We start from the raw sequence: 17351 nt of genomic DNA, 5'->3' as shown, positions 1-17351 counted from the left end.
CCTAGTATTTCTTTCCATGATTATAGAATTTATTGTACACGTAACTAGTTATTATACTTTTCCTCTTTTATTCCAATCGACATTAGTTCACACTCATATCAAAACAATCGGAGACCTCAATAAATGTAGTAGCCATCCATTTCATGCTACTTGATGCTTTACCAAATCTTTTTCTTATCTGCTTGAACACATATTCTTATAGTTTATCTTGATCACCTAATTTTTATTAGTGATTACCTGTAATACAGACACTAAAATATTGAAGAACAAAAAAAAAGCACCCTCCAATGGAGAATGCCTTTGAAATCTTCGATAAAAAGATTAACGTTTTGAAAACTGTGAAGCTTTACGAGCTTTCTTAAGACCTGGTTTTTTACGTTCAACCATACGTGCGTCACGAGTAAGTAAGCCAGCACGTTTAAGAGCTAAACGGAAATCAGGATCAACTTGTAACAATGCGCGTGCGATACCGTGACGGATTGCACCTGATTGTCCAGCGTATCCACCACCATTTACGTTTACAAAAACATCGTATGAACCTTTAGTTTCTGTAACGCCGAATGGTTGGTTGATTACTTCACGCAAGTCTGCGTGTGGGATGTATTCTTCAACATCTTTTTTGTTAACAGTAATTTTACCAGTACCTGGTACTAAACGTACGCGGGCTACTGCATTTTTACGACGGCCAGTGCCGATATATTGAGCTTGTGCCAATGAAATTCCCTCCTATTAGATTAAGTTTGTGATGTCCAATACTTCTGGTTGTTGTGCAGCATGTGGGTGTTCAGCGCCAGCATAAACATGAAGTTTCATTCCTTGTTTACGGCCTAAAGTGTTTTTAGGAAGCATGCCTTTTACAGAAGTTTCGATCAAACGACGAGAATTTTTAGCACGTAATTCTCCAGCAGAGACTGATTTCAATCCTCCTGGGAAGTTTGAGTGACGGTAATAAATTTTATCGCTTGCTTTGTTACCTGTTAATTTGATTTTTTCTGCATTAATGACGATTACGAAATCGCCTGTATCCACATGAGGTGTGAATGTTGGTTTATTTTTACCACGTAAGACAGATGCTACTACTGCTGAAAGACGACCCATAGGAACATCTGTTGCATCTACTACGTACCATTTACGTTCTACTTCGCCTGGTTTGGCCATATATGTTGTACGCACAATTTTTTCCTCCAATTCAATTTCACGAATGTTTGACATACACTTGAGTTTCCGGGGCTCTTGTGGGGCAAACAATACCATATAACATAATACCTTCTATAAAGCCTAATGTCAACGTAATTCCGCCTCTTTTTGAAAATTTTCTCCATTCGTTTTCTGCCATTTTCTCTGAAAAACGAAACTTGTTGTTGCAAGCTTCTAAAACTGAATAACTTTATGAATATCATGTATAAACTTTCATTAACAAAGTGAGCATCCTCTTCTTTTCCTCAATCACCGATAATAGTATAAAAACCTGATAATCGCCACTTTTATGTATAAATATTTAATTTTGCCCTTGATTTATTATTTTTATTCTGATAAGATAGCTTCAATCACTTGAAAACACGCGGAAAAGGAGTTAATAAGTATGAAAGAAAAAGTAATATTGGCCTATTCTGGAGGATTAGATACCTCCGTTTCAATTAAATGGTTAACGGACCAAGGATATGATGTGGTGGCTTGCTGCCTAGACATCGGTGAAGGTCGCGACACCCAATCCATTAAAGACAAAGCTTTGGCAGTTGGCGCGATTGAATCTTATGCCATCGATGCCCGCGAAGAATTCGCCCAAGATTTTGCTTTGATCGCTTTACAAGGCAATACTTTTTATGAAAATTCTTATCCTCTTGTTTCCGCTTTGTCTCGTCCATTGATCGCCAAGAAATTGGTAGAGTTGGCATTAGCGACTGGCGCAACGACCGTCGCCCACGGCTGTACTGGTAAAGGCAACGACCAAGTTCGGTTTGAAGTGGCGATCGCTGCTTTAGCGCCTCACTTGAAAGTCATCGCACCGGTTCGGGAATGGAAATGGTCCCGGGAAGAAGAGATTGCCTATGCGGCTGAAAAAGGAGTGCCGATTCCCGCTGATTTGGACAATCCGTATTCCATCGATCAAAACTTGTGGGGACGTGCCTGTGAGTGTGGCGTCTTAGAAGATCCTTGGGCAACGCCGCCAAAAGGGGCCTACGCTATCACGCAAGAATTAGAAGATACTCCTGACGTACCAACGATCGTTGAGATCACCTTTGATCAAGGGGTACCGACCGCCATTGATGGCGAAACGATGAATCTAGCAGAATTGATCATGAAACTGAACCGGGTGGCTGGCGAACATGGCGTTGGTCGGATCGACCATATCGAAAATCGTCTGGTGGGAATCAAATCACGGGAAGTTTATGAATGTCCGGGAGCGATCGCTTTGATGACGGCTCATAAAGAATTGGAAGATTTGGTCTTTGTACGGGAATTGGCGCATTTCAAACCAATCATTGAGCAGCAATTAGCCCAAGTCATCTATGATGGTCTTTGGTTCAATCCATTGACGGAAGCCTTGATTACCTTCCTGAAAAGCACGCAAGTCTACGTCAACGGGATCGTGCGTTTGAAATTATTCAAAGGCAACGTCATTTGTGAAGGACGGAAATCTGAAAACAGCCTGTACGATGAAAACTTAGCAACGTATACTTCTGCAGATACCTTTGATCAGCATGCGGCTATCGGCTTCATCAAATTATGGGGACTGCCAAGCAAAGTGCACGCTGAGATCCAAGCACAACAGCAACTAACAGAAACATTGATTTAAGTATGCACGGCTGAAGCTGCCGCTTCAGCCGTAATCTTTTTTTGAGGTGAGAATATGGCAAAATTATGGGGCGGACGTTTCGATGGGAAAAACGAAGCATGGATCGATGCTTTTGGGGCTTCCATCACGTTTGATCAAAAGTTAGCAAAGCAAGACATTCTTGGCAGTTTGGCCCATGTCAAAATGCTGGTCCATACGGGCATCATCAGTCAAACCGATGGCGAAGCGATCATTGACGGCTTGACCACGATTCAGCAGCAATTAGCCGCTAGCGAGTTGACCTTCACGATTGAAAATGAGGACATCCATTTAAACATCGAGACATTCTTGCATGAATTGATTGGACCAGTGGCAGGCAAATTGCATACTGCCCGTAGTCGTAATGACCAAGTGGCGACCGATATGCATCTGTATTTGAAAGAAGTCGTGCAAGACGTGATCACTTTGATCGCTGAATTGCGAGAAGCGCTGGTTTTACAAGCCGAAGCCAACATCTACACCATCATGCCCGGTTATACCCATCTGCAGCATGCACAGCCGATTTCTTTTGCCCATCACCTCTTAGCCTATTACAGTATGCTGACACGTGACCAAGAGCGTTTCAGTGAGAGTTTGAGCCGCATCGATGTGATGCCTTTAGGCAGTGCCGCTTTAGCAGGAACTACCTTCCCCATCGATCGCGCCTTCACAGCTCAAGAATTGGGGTTCAGCAATATTTACAGCAACAGCCTAGATGCGGTCAGCGATCGTGATTTTATCTTGGAATTTTTAAGCAACGCCTCTTTATTGATGATGCATCTGTCTCGTTTTTGTGAAGAGCTGATTCTTTGGTGCAGCCACGAGTACCAATTTGTGGAACTGACCGATACCTTCTCCACCGGCAGCTCCATCATGCCTCAAAAGAAAAACCCTGACATGGCGGAGCTGATCCGTGGAAAAACAGGACGTGTCTATGGGAACCTCTTTGGTCTTTTGACGGTCATGAAGGGCTTGCCGTTGGCGTACAACAAAGATTTCCAAGAAGACAAAGAAGGCATGTTTGACAGTGCCGAAACCATCACGAAAAGCTTGCAGATCATGACGGGCATGATCGCAACGATGAAGGTCAATCAAGCACGGATGCAAGAATCCACTGAAAAGGATTTTTCCAACGCAACAGAATTAGCAGATTACTTAGCTGGCAAAGGCGTGCCTTTCAGACAAGCACATGAGATTGTCGGCAAGCTCGTCAGCGAGTGCTTGACCAAAGGCATCTATCTGCAAGATGTTTCCTTGGAAGACTACCAAGCGATCCATCCTGCCATCGACAGCGATATTTTTGAAAAACTTGACTCCTACACCGCCGTCAAAAATCGTCATTCCTATGGCGGCACCGGTTTTGATCAAGTGGCACAACAAATTGAAGCCGCCAAAGGGTTATTAGCAAGCAAGTAAAAAAACCAGCGAAGAAAATTCTTCGCTGGTTTTTTGTTAATTAATGACGTACGCGAGATTTCGCTGGATCGATCAATGGCGCTTCGCCTAAGTGCGCTTGGATCATCCAAATACGTTTTTCGATGGCTGTTTTGAAGCCGATGAAGATATCTTGGGTTGGATCGTCGCCTTCTTCACCAGATACTTCGATCCCTTTTTGGTATAAGTCCGCTAAGTAACGGTAACCTTCCACCAATGTAGCTAAGCGTTCTGGAATCGTGCGGTCCCAGTTGCCGACTTCATCAGGGATTTGAGTGTGTTCTGCCATTTCACGCAAAGTTGAATATGGTGAACCGTCTAATGTAATCAAGCGTTCAGAAACTTCATCCAATTGCTCATTTAGATCATCCATGAATTCGTCCATCATTGGATGCAATGTCAAAAAGCCAGGTCCACGCATGTACCAGTGTGTTTGGTGAACGACCATAGCCATTTGGCTTAAATCAGCAACAAGTTGGTTTAATACTTCTTTTGTTTGTTCAAATTTCATAACGATTCCTCCTCTAAATTATCTATTTTAAGGATAATACGAAACAATTAAAAAGTACAACAAAATCATCTATTTGAGAAAATTTCTCACTCTCTTACGTATTTCTTTATAAGGGGGGACGAAAAATGACGATTTTCGTGTTTTTTTTAGGCGCTTTACTCGGCTTCTTTTGGCTTTTGCTCTTACAAACCCTGTTTTGGAATCTGCCAAAAAGTGATTCTCGTTCTCACTACCAGAAAGTGAACAAAGTTTCGGATAACCATTGGTTTCTTCTCCTTCCTACAAGATGGCTTTCACCCCCGTTTTATTGGGTTTTCGCCTGCTTGTGCTATGGCGGACTTTGCGGGGTTGCCTTTCATGATTCCGAAAGCTTCCTGACCTTTGTCTGGCTGACCAGTGCCTTTTTACTCAGCTTGACCGACTTGATAGACTATAGCGTCTACCCGCAACAGCTGTACCCCTCCCACCTGCTTCTCGCGCTGGCACAGCTTAGAAGCGGCGCTTCTTTTCAATGGCTGTCTTTAGGCTTGCTGGTTCCACTGGTCTTTTTTGTCTGGCAGGAAAAAATGGGCGGCGGCGATCTCTTAGTGCTGGCAGGCTGGAGTATTTGGCTAACGCCGACGACCCTTTTGGCCCTCTTACTGGTAGCCAGTAGTCTTGGGCTCCTCGCTTTTTTTAGCTATCAAGGCATTTGGAAGAAACGATTGGCGCAGTTGCCCTTCGTCCCCTTCTTGAGTCTTGGTTTGCTGATTGTTCGCTTCCTAGCATTTCATACTTTTGACGCTTTTTTTCTTTGAAGTGAAGAAAAACAAGGCAGGAAAAAGCGGGACAAGTTGGCCTCATCCCGCTTTCTCTTTCTGCTCTGTTGCTTCCCCTGCCTATGATAACGGCGTCCGTTTTTTGCGATCAAGGTAGATGCCTACTGCGATCACTACTAACAACAGTCCCAAGACGACCCAACCAGCGGTCGTGGTGTCATTGGTTTTCGGTAAATTGCCAGTGCCCGGCTTCGTTGTTTTGCCTTCCTTGACACGGTTGTTGAATACCATCTCTGCCGTTTGTTCCGCTTCAGCCACTAATTTTCCTGCTTGATCTTTGACTGTGACCGTTACTTGATAGGTGGTTTCATCATAGATGATCGTTGCGTCATTGCCAGCTTTTTCACGAATCGTGTAACGATGTTCCCCAGCATCGTCATACGTCAATACATCAAAGGTAATCGTTCCATTTGCGTCATTGCGTTGGGTTTGCAGAACCTTTCCAGCTTCATCCACTAATTCAAATATGAATTCGTTGGCTTGCAAGTCTCTACCCGTCAAGACTTTCTTAGCACTTAGTACGACACTGCCAGCTTGTGGCTGGTAGCTGTTTTCAAAGACTTGACTGCCTTCGTACTCCGCCACTGCCGTCAACTGTCCAGCTTCATCGGTGACCGTTACGACTACTGCCAGTTCTTTCGTATCGTAGGTGATGGTACCGTCAGTTCCTGCTTTCTCACGAATGATGTAGTGGTACTCACCTGTTTCATCATAGGCGAGAGCGTCAAAGTAGATTTGTCCGGTTGCATCATTGGCTTTTGTCTGAAGTACAGTTTCGTCTTCATCGACTAGTTCAAAATCGAATTCATTTGCTTGTAGTGTACGACCAGTTAAGACTTTCTCGGCATTCAATACGACACTACCAGCCTTTGGTTGATAGCTGTTTTCAAAGACTTGATTGCCTTCGTATTCTGCCACTGCGGTCAACTGTCCGTCTTCATCGGTGACGGTAACGACTACCGCTAGTTCTTTTGTATCGTACGTGATAGTGCCATCGCTGTCTATTTTCTCACGAATGGTGTAGTGGTACTCACCTGTTTCTTCGTAAGGGAGCGCGTCAAAGTAGATCTTGCCAGTTGCATCATTGGCTTTTGTTTGAAGAATGTTCCCTTCTTCATCGACTAGTTCAAAGTCGAATTCATTTGCTTGTAGCGTACGACCGGTCAATACTTTCTCGGCACTTAGTACAACACTGCCGGCTTTTGGTTGGTAGCTGTTTTCAAAGACTTGGTTGCCTTCATATTCCGCCACTGCGGTCAATTGCCCGTCTTCATCGGTGACGGTAACGACTACTGCCAGTTCTCTCGTATCGTAAGTGATGGTGCCATCGTTTCCTGCTTGCTCACGGATGGTATAGCGGTATTCGCCAGCTTCCTCATAGGCGAGAGCGTCAAAGTAGATTTGTCCGGTTGCATCATTGGCTTTTGTTCGAAGAACAGTTCCTTCTTCATCTACCAGTTCAAAGGCAAACTCGTTGGCTTCCAACGTGCGGCCGGTCAATACTTTTTCGGCACTCAGTACGACACTGCCAGCTTTTGGTTGGTAGCTGTTTTCAAAGACTTGGTTGCCTTCGTATTCTGCCACTGCAGTCAATTGTCCGTCTTCATCAGTGACGGTAACGACTACTGCCAGTTCTCTCGTATCGTAAGTGATGGTGCCATCGTTTCCTGCTTGCTCACGGATGGTATAGCGGTATTCGCCAGTTTCCTCATAGGCGAGCGCGTCAAAGTAGATTTGTCCGGTTGCATCATTGGCTTTTGTTTGAAGAACAGTTCCTTCTTCATCTACCAGTTCAAAGGCAAATTCGTCAGCTTGTAAGGTGCGTCCGGTCAAGACTTTCTCGGCACTCAGTACGACACTACCAGCTTTTGGTTGATAGTCGTTTTCAAAGATCGCATTGCCATCATATGTTGCTTTTGCCACCAGTTGCCCGTCTTCATCGGTTACTTTCACGACAACGCCAATTTCTTTCATGTCATAGGTAATGGTACTATCTGCGTCAGCTTTTTCTCGAATCGTGTAGCGGTATTCGCCGACTTCGTCATACGTTAATTCATCGAAGTAGATTTGTCCGGTTGCGTCATTGGTTTTCGTCTGCAACACGTTACCTGCTTCACCGACTAGCTCAAAGGAAAACTCGTTGGCTTCCAGCGTGCGACCGGTCAATACTTTCTCAGCATTCAGCACCACTCCGCCGTCTTTTGGCGTATAGTCATTTTCAAAAACTTGGTTGCCTTCATATTCCGCAACTGCGGTCAACTGTCCATCTTCATCCGTCACGGTCACAACTACCGCTAGTTCTTTTGCATCGTAAGTGATGGTGCCGTCAGTTCCTGCTTTCTCGCGAATGGTGTAGTGGTATTCGCCTGCTTCATCATATGCGAGAGCGTCAAAGTAGATCTTGCCAGTTGGATCATTGGCTTTTGTTTGAAGTACAGTTCCTGCTTCATTGACTAATTCGAAGTCAAATTCTTCTGCTTTCAAATCACGACCGATCAGCACTTTCTCAGCATTCAAAACGACACTACCGGCTTTTGGCGTATAGTCATTTTCGAAGACTTGATTGCCTTCATAGACTGCTTTCGCAATCAACTGGCTGTCTTCTTCAGTGACGGTCACGGTTACCTTTAGTTCTTTGTCGCTATAGGTGATTGTTGGATCATCGCCGGCTTTTTCCCGAATCGTGTAATGATATTCGCCAGGCTCGTTGTAAGTGATGGCGTCAAAGGCAACTTGACCGTTGCCGTCATTGGTTTGTGTTAAAATCACAGAGCCAGTTTCATCCACTAGTTGGAACGTAAATTCGCCGTCTTTTAGCTCGCGCCCATCAAGTAGTTTCTGAACATTCAAGGCGTGGGTCGTTTCTTTGATTTCCCGCTTGTTGGCTAGTTCAAAGACATAATTGACTTGCTTATCAGAAATAGTGAAGGTGTACTGAGTCGCATCTCGTTCGTATCCTTCCGGTGCGGTGATTTCTTGGATCATATAATCGCCGTAACGCAGATTGTCGATCCGATCAATGGTGTTGCCGTTTTCCATGATCTGATTGTTTTTGACCACCAGATTCGACAAGATGACTTCATAGGTGTTTTGCGCATTTTTGCGGCTTAATTGGAAAACCGCTTCTTTATCGATCCCTCGTTCTTTGGTGCCGTCTGCATCGTATTTCATGATCGTTAAAGAGCCGTTCGTCCCAGAAGACGTTCCGCTGCCATCTGTCGATTTGATGGTGATTTCTTTGGTCACTGTGTGAATCTCGATCTCACTACCCGTCAAATTGACACTGTTGGCCACCCGTTCATTGTTCAAAATCCCGGGGTCAAGCTGTGTTTGATAAACAATAAAGTATGGTTTATCAATCATTTCTTCAAAAGCGATCACTAACGATTGCGTCCCTGCTACCACATCCGAGGTGATTTTCGGATTGTCCTCGTTGGTGAAGGTGACTTTTTCTCCTTTTTCCCACGTGCCATTGTGTAAGACCGCTTCATACACGTCTACGATCACGGCATCGTCAGCATCTCGTAAAAAGGTGTGCTGATTGTAGTTGATGGTATCGGTGACCACCGCATTGTGGATTTTGCGACTGTCAGCGTTGATCATGATTTCCCAATCGATCAACCGATTGTTGTCGGCATTCTGGCTACCATTTTTCATCAACCAGTCCGTTTTCGCAGACTTGTCGACTTGGCCATCGGCAGTCAACGTTGTGTCATTGTCCGTCAATGTAATAGTATTTTTGTAGGTAAATACTTCTTCCGCTGCTTCCGTTGCCAAGAAGACCGCCAGTGTTTCTGACGTTTCTTTCAGCAAGGTGATCGTAACTTTTTTCGTGTCAGGGTCATAAGTGTAACTGTAATCCTCGTTTAGCACCAATTGCTCTTTCAGTGCTCTGACTTGCGTCGTATACCCAGTTACTGTGACCGTGTAAAGCGCCAAGTCTTTCAAGGTTTGGCCTTCTTGCAGCTGGTCCGTGATGATTGCATCTTTGTTGATTTTTTCTTTGTACGTATTGAATAGCCCCATCCAATAGACTTGATCGCTAGAGGCGGTCTGCTCATCAAAAATAGTTCCTAAGTTCCGACCTAATACGGCAGTAATCGCTTTGGCGACATCTTCCCCTTCACCAATAAATAGGCCGTATTTCAAGGCATTTTTTAACCAGTTGGTATCCATCCAAGTATTGGATTCAGAGGCTTCCGTGAACGTATTGCCGGCTTCGTCTTTATAATGGACAAACGCTGCATTACTAAAACGACTGCTAGAACTTCCTAATGCGATCTGCTGTGAAACATCGAAGCTAGTTTTGAAATTAACCGTGATCGTTGCCGAGGTCGTTTGGTACGTCCCTTGCAGCTTGATCCGAAAACCAGTCTCAAGTTCCTTCGTTGAGCCATCGGCTAGCGTTTTCGTTTCTGTGATTAGCTCTAGCGTATAATCGGTATTGAGCTCTAAAGGCTCGGTCACGCCGCTGGCTGTCACTACTAGCGTATCCGCCAATAAAGCTGACGCACTACTGTTTGCGCCAGAGATCAATTGATAGCGGTCTTCTATAATCAGGTCGCTAACTTTTTGCTGATTGGTATTGGCATCAATTTTCCATGCGACAGTCTTCGTTTCATAGTCTTTGGTGCCAGCTGTTTTGACGACACCGATCATTTTGGTTGGCGTCACTGTCCCACTGCCCGTCAATGAGGTATTTTGATTGTCGCGGATCGAAGCGTAGTTGTAAATACGAGTATCAGCTAGAACAGATTCATACAACTGGGTGTCGTATTGGATCTTGTAGTAACCAGCTTTGGCAAACGTGATGCCAAAGCGGACGATTTCCCCCTCTTTATCCAGCTGGTACGTCCCATCAAAGGACCAATCTTCTGCTGGGATCGAGTTACCATCTTTGTCCGTGATCACCAAAGTCTCTGGCACAAAAAAGTGTAGGGCTTTTTCAGGATCCGTTCCTGAATAGGTTTGATCCAAAACTCTGGCTTGGTCTTTGTCCAATGTGACGGAAATTTCCCATGATGCTCGTTTCGTTTCTTGATCATAGCCTTTGAACCGTTTGTATTCCGATTGCTCATCGTAAGTAACCGTTGCTTCTGCAGTTTTTTCTGTAAAATCGCTGCCGTTGATTGTTGCCGTGTTTTTGAAAGAAGAAGCCGTTGGATCGGTGACTGCACTATTGATGACGATTCGAACCGGTTGATTAACCGTTTGATTGAAGGTAAACGTGTTGTTGACGCTGTTAAAAGTATATAAGCCATCGGTACGAACCCACTCCTCGGTGGCTTTATCGTACAAGTAGCCTGTCGAAATACTATAAGACAAACCTTGAGGCATTTTATCGGTGATCACCACATCATGCAATTCACGACTGGTTTGGTTAAAAATAATTTCCCAAACCACTGAACCGCTGGAAGTCACGTTACCAGTCTTAATGATGTCGACTTCATAAATAGGCAATGTAATGATGATCTCATGACCATCTTCATCGTAGATCCCAGTATGAATCGTCACTTCTTCGGTGACAGTGCTCACACTTAATTCCGTAATTAGATCGATAGTCCCTGAGCGGTTGGAAAGTGTTTGTGCCGCTTCGTTAAAAGTAACAGTCAACGTGCCATCGAGTGCTAAGGTAAAGGTTCCGATCGATTGCCCGCCAGAACGGGTCAATTCGCCGCTAACGGTGTTATGAATAGCAAAATATTCCGGCAATTGATACGTATAATAATCGCCTGCGCGAATTTCTTCCGTATCTTCTAACGACCAGTCAAAATGAATTTTGATGTTGCCGTTATACATCGGTGGATTTTCGGCAGTGAAGGGTTGATCGTTTAAGTCAGTAATTCGGACATTGTCAAAAAGTTGTACTCCCCGTTCGTTTAGGTTGGCACTAAGATTCTCAGCGGTAGTAGAAGCTTCCGTTTCCGCTTCAGTATCTGGTGCTCGGGGTTGAATGCTGTTTTGATTCAGTGTCGAAGATGCTTGGGTTGCTTGACTTTCACTAGGGACGGTTGCTTGTTCTTCTTCTGCTTGACTCATTTCTGACTGAACTGCTCCCGCTGTCGATGAATCCGTAGGTGCTTTTTCCGTATCGATCGTTCCCGTCTCAGGTTCAGTACTTTCCAGCGTTTCAGCCGTTCTTTCGGTACTATCAGTTGCGTTGATTGCTTCTGCTAGTATGATCGTTGGTTCACAAAAAATGGATCCAAGCAAGACTAGCAAACATATATAGATAGAAAATTGTTTTTTCATAATTGTTCATTCCTTTTTATTGAAATTTTTTCAATTGATCTCGGAAGCGCTCGACGAATAACATTGTTCAACAGTGAGCAAGATATCCCAACAAACAACTGCTTTTTGCCTCCTCCCCATGATTCAAAAATTTTGGTCTTTGCTACTTGTATCAAACGTATTACTACTATTCCACACTTCTATTTCCAAAATTTGGGGTGGGATGTATTCAAAAAAAATACAACACGCAATTTTTTTGAATACATGTAAAAACGTGATACTATTTACTTAAAAGGGGGCTCGACGGGCATCATGTTACGGAAATTGTTATCATCTACAACACAAAAGAAACTACAGCTGATTGAGTATTTATTAGACGATCAGGGAACGAGTCTTCACGATTTGGCAGTGAAATTTTCCATCTCAATGTCTGCAGCGAAAACCTATATCGCGGAAATCGACAATGAATTTTCGTTTCTGGACTTACAATTTGACGATTATTCAGCTGTTCGCCTACACTTGCATCCTTTCGCTACTCGACTAGACGTATACAGCCATTTTTTAAATCGCTCGTCTGCGTTTCAATTGTTAGAACTACTCTTCTCATCAAGTTTCACTAGTTATGACATGCTGGCACTAGAATTAAATTTAAGCAAGTCATCGATCATTCGTTTGATCAAGAGGATCAATTTGGTTCTGGCACCGTATGATTTCTTCATCGCAACCAAGCCCATCCAGTTAAAAGGAAATGAACACAACATTCGGCAATTTTTTCTGATTTTTTTCTTAGAGAAGTACCAGTATGAATTTGTGGATGCCAACATTAACCAAGAACAGGATTTCTTGAAGATCGCCCGTATCATGGCAGCTGCGACGCCCCTAAAACTTTATTTTTCCGACATCAAAAAAATTGCTTTTGTAATCTACATCAACACGAAGCGCGATCGCCTATACGCTTCTAATCCCAATGGGAACCACATCGAATATTTCTTAGAGAAAATCGATTTGAGCGAATTTACTGGCTACAGTCGGGCTTATGTCGAGAAAATGGTCGGTTATGTCACGTCCCACATTGGTCAAGACCCTGATGTCTTTCGTAAGACCAAACAAGAGTTTTATCAAATGACCAAACGTATATTTAAAAAATACAACTACCATGAAGCCAATTTTGAAGAGAAGCTCGACGCCGTGGTCTTTTCTTATTTTCTTGGGATCAACTTGCAGGTTCCTTACTGCATCTTGGATGATCGCTTTGCTCGTTTTGTTGATAATTGTGATTTAGTCCAACAGACAGTCAATCGCGACATCGTTCAGCTTTTGACCCATTCGAATTTGCCAATCATTCGACCAAGTACGATCAATTACCTGATTTATATTTTCCATATATCTTTCCCCAATTTTTCCAAAGAAATCATCGACGCAAACGCTGACTTTCGCTTAGCTTTGTTTTATGATACGAATAGTTACCATACGGAATTTATCCAAACGAAAATCCAACAGTTTATTCCGTACCAGCTAACGATCACGATCTTAAATCCTCTAGACTCGTTTTCTCTGACCAAACTGGACGAGACTTATGATTTGATCATCGGCAATCTGACTCCCTCCTGCAGAAAAAACTTGTTTCATTATGCAGACATCAACCTGACTTCGAATGACTTGGCGTTTATCGCTCGGCAGGTTCAGGAAAAGGGGATTCGGATGCTGCAAGAAAAGAATGCGCAATAAAAAAACACCCTCGAAAAGCCGCAATTTAGCGATTTTCGAGGGTGTTTCCATTATTTGTTTGCTGTTTAGTTTTGTTCACTACGCCATGGCTGGATATTTTGCTGGCGATACAAAGCTGCTTTCCCAATTGCATTGAAGAGGGTCATTTTTTGCGTAACCACTGCTTTAGCTGCCTCAATGCATTCTGGGTAAATAGCATTTGGATCCCATAATTCTGTTTCAGCTAAAATTTGACGGCATTTTTTGTAAAAGGCGTATTTATAATCAGAGGAGATATTTACTTTTTGGATACCGATTGCCACTGCCTGAGCGATTTCTTCATCGGGATTGGCCGATCCGCCATGCAACACCAACGGGATATCGACACGATCTTTGATTTCTTGCAAGACATCCATTTTTAGTTCCGGTTTGATATCTTTCGGATAAATACCATGGGCAGTTCCAATCGCAACTGCTAGTGTATCAATGCCTGTCTTCTCAATGAATTCTTGTGCATCTTCTGGACGAGTATAAATCACTTCGGAGACGCCCCCTTCAACGGAGGTTCCGGTATTGCCGATCGTTCCCAGCTCGCCTTCGACAGATACCCCAATCGGATGGCAAATCTCGGTAATCTGTTTTGTCAGAGCAATATTTTCTTCAAAAGGCAGCAATGACCCATCGATCATCACCGAGCTGAACCCGCAATGGATCGCCCGCATAATACTTGCCAGACTGTCGCCATGATCCATATGGATCACGATTGGCACAGAACTGTTTTTCGCTCTGGAAACTGCATAATGGAAAAATTCATCCTTTGTAAAGGCCAATTCTGTTGGGTGGACCGCAATGATGGCTGGTGCATCGTTTTCTTCCGCTGCTTCGATAACGACGCGTAAAAAGTTACTGTCTGCGACGTTAAAGGCACCAACGGCAAATTGATTTTCTTTGGCAACGGTCAGTAATTGTTTCATATTGATCAACATATAAGTGTGCTCCATTCTTTTTTAAAGTGATTTGTTTTTTGATCCAGATAATTCGATATACTCTTTGACGACTGCTTTTCCTGCTTCGATGGTTTGGTGGATCAGGGTCGGATAATCGCTTTCGGGACAAGCATCCAGCTGTTGGTGCAGGGCATTTCTTTGGGCTTTCATAAAATCAGCCCCTACATTGATTTTATTGATTCCTAATGCCACGGAACGTAAGATATTCTCTCTACCGGCTCCCGAGCCACCATGCAAAACCAGCGGTAGGTCAGTGGCTTCTTTGATTGTTTGAACGATATCAAAGCGAAATGCCGGGCGGTACCCTTCTGGATAATCCCCATGACTGGAGCCGTAAGAAAGAGCGAGACAGTCGACCCCGGTTGCTCGAATAAAATGGATGGCTTCCTCTGGATCGGTATACATCCCATCGCTAGTATACTGATCCCCAGCCACTGCTCCCATGTCCCCAACCTCTGCTTCGACACTGGCATTATAGGCTTGCGCAAATTGCACGATCTCTTTGGTGATGGCGATGTTTTTTTCTAAAGGATGCATAGAGGCATCCATCATGACGCTTGAGAACCCTTCATGGAGACATTGTTTGACGAAGGCGATATCCTGTCCGTGATCCAGATTGATGGCAACCTCCACATTGACATTTTCCGCCATCCGAATGATCGGCTGGGTTAAGTAACGATGATCCAGATGGGTTTTTAAATGGTCTTGCAACAAATCCACGATGATGGGTGCATGAGATTCTGCAGCGGCATCGATCACTGCTTTAGCGGTTTCTAGGTTAAAACAATTGATAGCCATAACCGCATAGTTTTCTCGATTGGCTTTTTGCAGCATCTCTTTCATTGATACATACATCTTCTTCGCTCCTTTTCTTAAGAAATTTCAATCGACGAAAAGTCAATGTCTTCTTCCTCTTCCACGATGGGCGTTTCAACGGGTGCCTTTTTCAATGCAAAGAGCAAAACACCGGTGATGGCAGAACCAATCAAGAGTGCGATGGTAAATTTCAGTGGATCCGTCATGGCAGGAATGATGAAGACCCCTCCAGATGGTACCGGTGAACCGACGCCCCAAACCATGCTTAGACCACCGCCGACGGCTGCTCCGGCCGTACAGGAAAAAATGACGCGAAACGGATCGACGGCAGCGATCGGGATCACCCCTTCTGTGATCATGCAAAGACCCATTGGAAAAGCGATCTTGATGTTGTCTTCTTCTTCCGTAGAATATTTGGGTCGGCGTAAGAGACGAGAGAGGACCCAAGAGATCGTAACACCAAAGGGCGGCACCATTGAGGCTAAAATTTTCACGGCTTCGGGTTCTTGAATGCCTTCCAATAATAGCCCATCAGCAAATAGCGAGGCGACTTTGTTGACGGGTCCGCCAAAATCAAAGGCAGCCATACCACCGACAATCGCGCCAAATAAGAAATTCCCCGAGCCTTGCAGATTCGTTAAGAAGGTAGTCAACGCGTCAGTGGCCCACACGATCGGTACACCGATGACGAAGAACATCAAAGCACCGACGATCAGTGTCGACAAAACTGGAACGATCATCATTGGCATCAGACCTTGTGCCCAACGTGGTACTTTAAGGTTTTTTACTAAGAATAAGACCAGATAACCTGCGAGATAGCCTCCTAACATTCCCCCTAAAAAGCCTGCGCCAATCGCATTGGCAATCAGTCCTATAAAGAGTCCGGGAGCGATTCCTGGACGATCGGCAATGGAGTAGGCGATCGCGGCAGCGATCACTGGCGCCAGCAGCCCCATCCCTAAAACGCCCAGCGAGACCAGTGCATCCGGGATCGTATAGGCAGCATCGTAATTTTCAATGACTGTGCCGTTGGTAAGATTTCCGATCGCAATCAAAAGCCCGGCTGTTACAACGACCGGCAGCATATACGAGATGGCGGTTAAGGCATGTTTTTTCAACTGCAGCTGTTTCATCATTTGTTTCATCCCCCTTTAAATTTGCATTGTCAGAACATTCATTGATTCATCCCTGATTTAATTTTTCTTCAATCGTTTCAAGCAAACGCTTAGGCGCTTTGATCACCATACTAGTTGGAATTTCTACTATTCGCTTGCCTTCAAAGCGGTCTCTGCCGCCGATTTTGATATCTGCCGCAATAATGACAACATCAGCTGCATGAATATCTGCTTCTGTCAATTCACTTTCTGTCCCGATGGTTCCTTGGGTTTCGATATGGACTTCATGACCAAGTTCTTTCGCAGCTGTTTCAATTTTTTGCTTAGCAATATACGTATGCGCGATTCCTGAAGTACAAGCAGCTACACCAACGATTTTCATCTCTTCTCCCCCTTTCTTAGTTTTCTGCCATTGGATCTTTAGCAAGCAAGGCCATCATTTGATCCTTTGTCCCTGACGCAACGAGACGATCAATAAACGATTCATCTGCTAGTAGCATCGCTACCTTTTGCAGCAGCTTGATATGCATCGTATTGGCATCGGTATTTTTGACTGCAAACAAGATAATTACTTGAACGGGCGCTTCATCGATGGACTCCCATTCAAGCGGACGCTTGGTTTTTCCGATCACTAAGGAAGTCTTTTTCACACTGTCTGACTTTCCATGTGGGATTGCTAAGCCATGTCCGATACCGGTCATTCCTTCCATTTCTCGGGCAAAGACATCTTGGGTGAACCCTGCTAAATCGGTAATTATCTGGTTTTCATATAAAAGTTCAGAGAGTTCAGTGATCGCCTCTTCTTTTGAATTCGCTTCCATTTCCATCTTGATAAGATTGGGATTGATTACATCTGCGATACTGAACGCTTGGATCGTTTGGCTTTCGTTTTTCATC

At 44.2% G+C, this 17351-nt stretch carries 13 protein-coding genes; 4 read left to right on the top strand and 9 right to left on the bottom strand.

Features of this window, described 5'->3' with window-relative positions; genetic code table 11:
* Positions 1 to 321 precede the first annotated feature (321 nt).
* Together rpsI and rplM are read right to left on the bottom strand one after the other, a co-directional pair.
* Positions 322 to 714 (bottom strand): 30S ribosomal protein S9, encoded by a 393-nt coding sequence (gene rpsI / locus FJU10_RS12250; RefSeq protein ID WP_003128901.1) that lies wholly within the window; start codon positions 712 to 714, stop codon positions 322 to 324.
* A gap of 15 nt (positions 715 to 729) precedes the next feature.
* Positions 730 to 1176 (bottom strand): 50S ribosomal protein L13, encoded by a 447-nt coding sequence (gene rplM, locus FJU10_RS12245; protein WP_301280258.1) that lies wholly within the window; start codon positions 1174 to 1176, stop codon positions 730 to 732.
* Positions 1177 to 1582: 406 nt separating this feature from the next.
* Between rplM and FJU10_RS12240 the strand changes: the two genes are divergently transcribed.
* Both FJU10_RS12240 and argH read left to right on the top strand, forming a co-directional pair.
* Positions 1583 to 2797, top strand: a complete 1215-nt coding sequence (locus FJU10_RS12240; RefSeq protein ID WP_005230386.1) for an argininosuccinate synthase — start codon at positions 1583 to 1585, stop codon at positions 2795 to 2797.
* Positions 2798 to 2851: 54 nt separating this feature from the next.
* Positions 2852 to 4231, top strand: coding sequence for an argininosuccinate lyase (gene argH, locus FJU10_RS12235; RefSeq protein WP_140966052.1), 1380 nt, complete (start codon positions 2852 to 2854; stop codon positions 4229 to 4231).
* Positions 4232 to 4271: 40 nt separating this feature from the next.
* On the opposite strand, the gene FJU10_RS12230 is transcribed toward argH, so the two are convergent.
* Positions 4272 to 4760, bottom strand: coding sequence for a Dps family protein (locus tag FJU10_RS12230; protein ID WP_005230382.1), 489 nt, complete (start codon positions 4758 to 4760; stop codon positions 4272 to 4274).
* Positions 4761 to 4885: 125 nt separating this feature from the next.
* Here FJU10_RS12230 and FJU10_RS12225 point away from each other — a divergent pair, with 125 nt between their 5' ends.
* Complete coding sequence (locus FJU10_RS12225; RefSeq protein ID WP_086298892.1) at positions 4886 to 5557, top strand: peptidase A24; 672 nt, start codon at positions 4886 to 4888, stop codon at positions 5555 to 5557.
* A gap of 81 nt (positions 5558 to 5638) precedes the next feature.
* Here FJU10_RS12225 and FJU10_RS12220 read toward each other — a convergent pair whose 3' ends face one another.
* On the bottom strand, positions 5639 to 11830 hold the full coding sequence (locus FJU10_RS12220; RefSeq protein WP_140966051.1) for a Spy0128 family protein: 6192 nt from the start codon (positions 11828 to 11830) through the stop codon (positions 5639 to 5641).
* A gap of 291 nt (positions 11831 to 12121) precedes the next feature.
* Here FJU10_RS12220 and FJU10_RS12215 point away from each other — a divergent pair, with 291 nt between their 5' ends.
* Positions 12122 to 13537 carry a helix-turn-helix domain-containing protein gene (locus FJU10_RS12215; RefSeq protein ID WP_140966050.1) on the top strand — a complete coding sequence of 472 codons (1416 nt, stop codon included), beginning with the start codon at positions 12122 to 12124 and terminating at the stop codon, positions 13535 to 13537.
* Between the two features lie 65 nt (positions 13538 to 13602).
* Here FJU10_RS12215 and FJU10_RS12210 read toward each other — a convergent pair whose 3' ends face one another.
* From FJU10_RS12210 to FJU10_RS12190, 5 genes are read right to left on the bottom strand one after another with little or no spacing between them, the layout of a single operon-like run.
* A complete protein-coding gene (locus tag FJU10_RS12210; protein WP_034871971.1) occupies positions 13603 to 14502 on the bottom strand; it encodes a ketose-bisphosphate aldolase in 900 nt (299 codons plus the stop codon).
* 21 nt (positions 14503 to 14523) lie between these two features.
* Entirely contained in the window at positions 14524 to 15378 is an 855-nt protein-coding gene (locus FJU10_RS12205; RefSeq protein WP_086291469.1) for a class II fructose-bisphosphate aldolase, read from the bottom strand.
* Positions 15379 to 15395: 17 nt separating this feature from the next.
* A complete protein-coding gene (locus FJU10_RS12200) occupies positions 15396 to 16475 on the bottom strand; it encodes a PTS fructose transporter subunit IIC (protein ID WP_140966049.1) in 1080 nt (359 codons plus the stop codon).
* A 46-nt stretch (positions 16476 to 16521) separates the two neighbouring features.
* Positions 16522 to 16836 (bottom strand): PTS fructose transporter subunit IIB, encoded by a 315-nt coding sequence (locus FJU10_RS12195; protein ID WP_140966048.1) that lies wholly within the window; start codon positions 16834 to 16836, stop codon positions 16522 to 16524.
* A gap of 16 nt (positions 16837 to 16852) precedes the next feature.
* Positions 16853 to 17350: a PTS sugar transporter subunit IIA gene (locus FJU10_RS12190; protein ID WP_086291466.1), complete on the bottom strand. Its 498-nt coding sequence runs from the start codon at positions 17348 to 17350 to the stop codon at positions 16853 to 16855.
* Position 17351: the final 1 nt, after the last annotated feature.

The sequence above is a fragment of the Enterococcus sp. OL5 genome (genome assembly GCF_006491895.1).
In the GTDB taxonomy this organism is placed as follows: domain Bacteria; phylum Bacillota; class Bacilli; order Lactobacillales; family Enterococcaceae; genus Enterococcus_D; species Enterococcus_D innesii.
Note: the sequence above shows the minus strand (reverse complement) of the source record. Positions and strands in the feature narration are given on the sequence as shown.

Coding starts and splice junctions, on each gene's coding strand:
- FJU10_RS12210 (WP_034871971.1), bottom strand. CDS start 14,502: ATGTTGATCAATATGAAACAATTACTGACCGTTGCCAAAGAAAATCAA.
- FJU10_RS12200 (WP_140966049.1), bottom strand. CDS start 16,475: ATGATGAAACAGCTGCAGTTGAAAAAACATGCCTTAACCGCCATCTCG.
- FJU10_RS12230 (WP_005230382.1), bottom strand. CDS start 4,760: ATGAAATTTGAACAAACAAAAGAAGTATTAAACCAACTTGTTGCTGAT.
- FJU10_RS12220 (WP_140966051.1), bottom strand. CDS start 11,830: ATGAAAAAACAATTTTCTATCTATATATGTTTGCTAGTCTTGCTTGGA.
- FJU10_RS12195 (WP_140966048.1), bottom strand. CDS start 16,836: ATGAAAATCGTTGGTGTAGCTGCTTGTACTTCAGGAATCGCGCATACG.
- FJU10_RS12240 (WP_005230386.1), top strand. CDS start 1,583: ATGAAAGAAAAAGTAATATTGGCCTATTCTGGAGGATTAGATACCTCC.
- FJU10_RS12190 (WP_086291466.1), bottom strand. CDS start 17,350: ATGAAAAACGAAAGCCAAACGATCCAAGCGTTCAGTATCGCAGATGTA.
- FJU10_RS12205 (WP_086291469.1), bottom strand. CDS start 15,378: ATGTATGTATCAATGAAAGAGATGCTGCAAAAAGCCAATCGAGAAAAC.
- FJU10_RS12225 (WP_086298892.1), top strand. CDS start 4,886: ATGACGATTTTCGTGTTTTTTTTAGGCGCTTTACTCGGCTTCTTTTGG.
- argH (WP_140966052.1), top strand. CDS start 2,852: ATGGCAAAATTATGGGGCGGACGTTTCGATGGGAAAAACGAAGCATGG.
- FJU10_RS12215 (WP_140966050.1), top strand. CDS start 12,122: ATGTTACGGAAATTGTTATCATCTACAACACAAAAGAAACTACAGCTG.